This is a genomic window from Kyrpidia sp. (assembly GCF_023512215.1).
Classification (GTDB): Bacteria; Bacillota; Bacilli; order Kyrpidiales; family Kyrpidiaceae; genus Kyrpidia; species Kyrpidia spormannii.
The window spans coordinates 1-3,310 of record NZ_JAILZZ010000105.1; the positions used below are offsets into that span (position 1 = coordinate 1).

At 56.1% G+C, this 3,310-nt stretch carries 4 protein-coding genes; 1 reads left to right on the forward strand and 3 read right to left on the reverse strand.

Features of this window, described 5'->3' with window-relative positions; genetic code table 11:
• The first annotated feature begins 483 nt into the window (after positions 1-483).
• Entirely contained in the window at positions 484-1,236 is a 753-nt protein-coding gene (locus tag K6T64_RS16505; protein ID WP_100667520.1) for an RCC1 domain-containing protein, read from the forward strand.
• A 745-nt stretch (positions 1,237-1,981) separates the two neighbouring features.
• Here the strand turns inward: K6T64_RS16505 and K6T64_RS16510 are convergent.
• The 3 genes from K6T64_RS16510 to K6T64_RS16515 form a co-directional block, all read right to left on the reverse strand.
• Positions 1,982-2,791: an RpnC/YadD family protein gene (locus tag K6T64_RS16510; RefSeq protein WP_288011263.1), complete on the reverse strand. Its 810-nt coding sequence runs from the start codon at positions 2,789-2,791 to the stop codon at positions 1,982-1,984.
• 41 nt (positions 2,792-2,832) lie between these two features.
• Entirely contained in the window at positions 2,833-3,165 is a 333-nt protein-coding gene (locus tag K6T64_RS16990; RefSeq protein WP_353737843.1) for a nucleotidyltransferase domain-containing protein, read from the reverse strand.
• On the reverse strand, positions 3,071-3,310 hold a 240-nt coding region (locus K6T64_RS16515), incomplete at its 5' end, for a hypothetical protein (protein WP_288011265.1). The genes K6T64_RS16990 and K6T64_RS16515, both read right to left, overlap by 95 nt.

A 3,310-nucleotide genomic window follows, 5' to 3' on the forward strand; every position in this document is an offset into this window, starting at 1 on the left:
TCACGCACATGATGCACGGCCACCATCCGTATCATCACAAGGCGATGGCCATCGCCCAGGCGCATCATCATTATTGATGTAGGGGCCATGGGGTAAGGCGAAAATTGACTAAAAGGGACCGGGTTTGCGGGGTCAAGTTCGGGGCCCACCTATTTTTTATAAAAAATAGGTGGGCCCTTTCGTTTTTTAACCAGTTTTAAAGTTGGTTTCTTAATAATCTGGCCGAGCCTTGGTCCCTTCCCAGAAAGGAGGCCGAGCAGGCCTTGGCATACAGCCGGTCCGCCGACGTGGGATGCGGATCAACTGGACATGGGGTATCTCGACCATCCGGGAACGACAGATGAAGGTCGGGCGGTCCGGGTTCGGCGGCCGGGCCAGTCTAGGGCGAGGAATGGAGAGAAACGAAAAGTATGGGTTTTGACAACCGAATACAGATAGGCCCAGGGAGAAGGGGGCGATACCCGTCCGTTCACAGGCGAGCAGGTGGGTGGTTGCTCAGTCGCCGGGGCGCTTTGGCCGGTACAGCCCGCATCGGCCGCCAGTCTGGGTCAAGTGGCGCTCGCTGCGGGGGGCAATCATTCGTTGGTCGTCACGTCGGACGGCACGGTGTGGAGTTGGGAGAATAACGGCCACGGCCAACTGGGGGATGGAACGACCCAACGTCGCGAAACCCCCGGCCCGGCGGGCACGATGTCAGGGTTTAGGCAGATCTCGGCCGGAGACGGCCACACTCTGGCGTTGACCCAAGGGGGTGCAGTTGTCGCCTGGGGTTGGAACGCCTTTGGTCAGCTCGGCAACGGCGGATCGGCCGATTCGTCGACGCCTGTTGCAGTACAGGGGCTGGCCACCGATTCCACGATTCAAGCCGTGGCGGCGGGCGCGTACCACAGTCTAGCTCTCACGTCAGATGGCCGGGTGTTCGCGTGGGGGGCAAACTCATATGGTCAGCTTGGAGATGGGACGACCAACAGCGCTTTGTCGGCTGTTCAGGTTCAGGGGTTGACCACGGCCTCGACCGTGGCGGTCGCTGTGGCAGCGGGTGGCAATCACAGCCTGGCGCTGACGAACGATGGCCGGGTGTTTGCTTGGGGGAAGAATTCCTCGGGTCAGCTCGGGGATGGGTCTACGACTTCGTCGGACTTCCCGGTTCAGGTCGAGGGGCGGCGTTTTTCTCGCTGCCGAGGAGAAAGTTTATCTCCGCCCATCTGTACCGGTTCGATTGTCCCGGGCCGGTGATCGACTTAAGGGCGAGGGACGCGGAGCGAGATTGAGGGGTCTGGGAAGAAAAATGACGAAATATTATGATCGGGGACGCGCAGGAGGCTCTCAGAGAAGCTTTCGGCCTCGGGTGGCTTTCCCCCGATTTTGCCGATGGTGTGAAAGCGCGTCTCCGGGCCTTCCTGAGCCCCCTAGGGGCGTGTTCGGGCGTGGAGTAGTAGTGGCGAGTCTTATGGTTGGCGGAAAGATAAGTTTCCAAATTTTCAGATTATTAGCCCGCAGGAGGGGTTTTGTGTTCATACGCTCATTCTTCCAATAGACGGCGATATACCTGGCGAAAAAGGCCTAACCAAGCTTGTATCTGCGCTATTACGACGATGACTTTTCGCTTGTGTTTGAACACGAATGTGAATCAGGCTATCCATTTCGGCCAACCGTAGACTTTGTGCGAGGGTACATCGACACCCATAGCCATTTTCGTATCACAACTCCTGGACGATTCCGCTTGACCATTTCAGGCCCCCTCGTTCCTCCGTGCCATGATTTTCTCGTGGAGCTGAGAGCAAAAAATACGAGTGTACTGAAAGTGCGCAACTCGTATCGCATGAACATCCAAAGCAAAAGCCTGCGAAAAATCCGGGACGCATTATATTCAGACGGATGCGTATGCAATGAACAGGTAAGAATGGTGATGTACAAAGCGTGAACGGAAACGAACAAGCCGGCCGGGGCCACATTGACCTCGGTCGGCTTGTTTGCTGTATCAGTTCATCAATTTTCGGCGGATTTCCTCCGCTTCTTGCTCTGACAGGCCCGTGATGTCTATCACATCCGACAGCGAAGCGCCCTTGCGGAACATCTTTTCGGCCACTTGAACAGCCTTTAGATGTTCGCCTTCCTGACGGCCTTCCTGACGGCCTTCTTCGTAAAGTTCCTCTACGATCTTGGACACCTTTCTTAGCTCCTTTCGCAAACGAGTCCGTTGTTGATCGTTCAGCGATTGGTCTCCAAGTGCCAGAATGGCGCTCACGACCAGATCCCGTTCGGTCTCGTCCGGCACTGCAGGCACAAGTTCCAAAACCCGCTCAAACGCTGTAGAAACACTTCGCACGTTCATATTGAGCGCCAAGGCCAACCGCAACCGGTCACCTGGCTCCCATTGCCCGATTCGTAGATGTTCTTCGACTTCTTTCAGCGCCGCATCACCGTTTAAATCTGACAGGAAGACGTTTTCGACCCGGTACATTGCCGTCCCAATGTCCAGCTCGCTTGGAGCGCTCTGGATATTAGCATGATACAATACCACCGTTCGAACCTGCGCGAAATGCTGACGCGCCAACCGGGCATCGTATTCCAAAAAGCGATGCAACGTCGGTTCTCGCGTGCTCTGGAATTCCAAGTGGAACACTCGTCCGTCTCGCATCCGCCACGCCTTGTCGATCCGCAGTGTATTCGACGGCAACTCCGTAGGCAAGGGCTCGGCTAACTCTACACCGTGTACGCCCAACACCTGCAGAGCGCCACCTGACAAAGAACGCGTTAAAAACTTCATGATCGTATCTTGCCCAGGCATCGGCACACCTCTTATTTGCATTATATGGGACTCGCAAAAACTCAGCAACGCTTGCCCTGACTTATACGGACACTTCGAGGAGTTGGTGTATCGCGGCCTGAACATGCAATTTCGTTCAAAACCCACTCTCCCCGAGCCGCCAAGCGTGCAAGCGATTCGTCCACAATGCGCGTATGTGTTGAGGTTCTTCCGCGATAGTAAATGGCGAAATCAAATTCACTGTCAGGACCATGTTCCCCAGTCGCTCGTGACCCGCCCGAGCTACAGCCTGAACTCCCCTTACGGTTGTAACCGAGTACCGATTCCTGCAGCTGTACTGCGATACGGTACCCGAGAGCCGCGCCATTCCCACTCTTGTCCGTGTACGTGCCCAGTCACGAGACCGAGCCATCGCCGCCTTCGGCCGTCGATTTTGTTTTCGCGTGGAAAGCGATGACGGAGAAGCAAGCGAAGCACTCGACGCTCATCTTCAACCCACTGGCCGCGTTGTGCTCTTGCGATCAGTCCCACATGCCAGCC

What these genes read in the sequence shown, in the direction of transcription:
- K6T64_RS16510 (WP_288011263.1), bottom strand. Translation starts at nt 2,791, where the DNA reads ATGCCTGGGCAAGATACGATCATGAAGTTTTTAACGCGTTCTTTGTCA.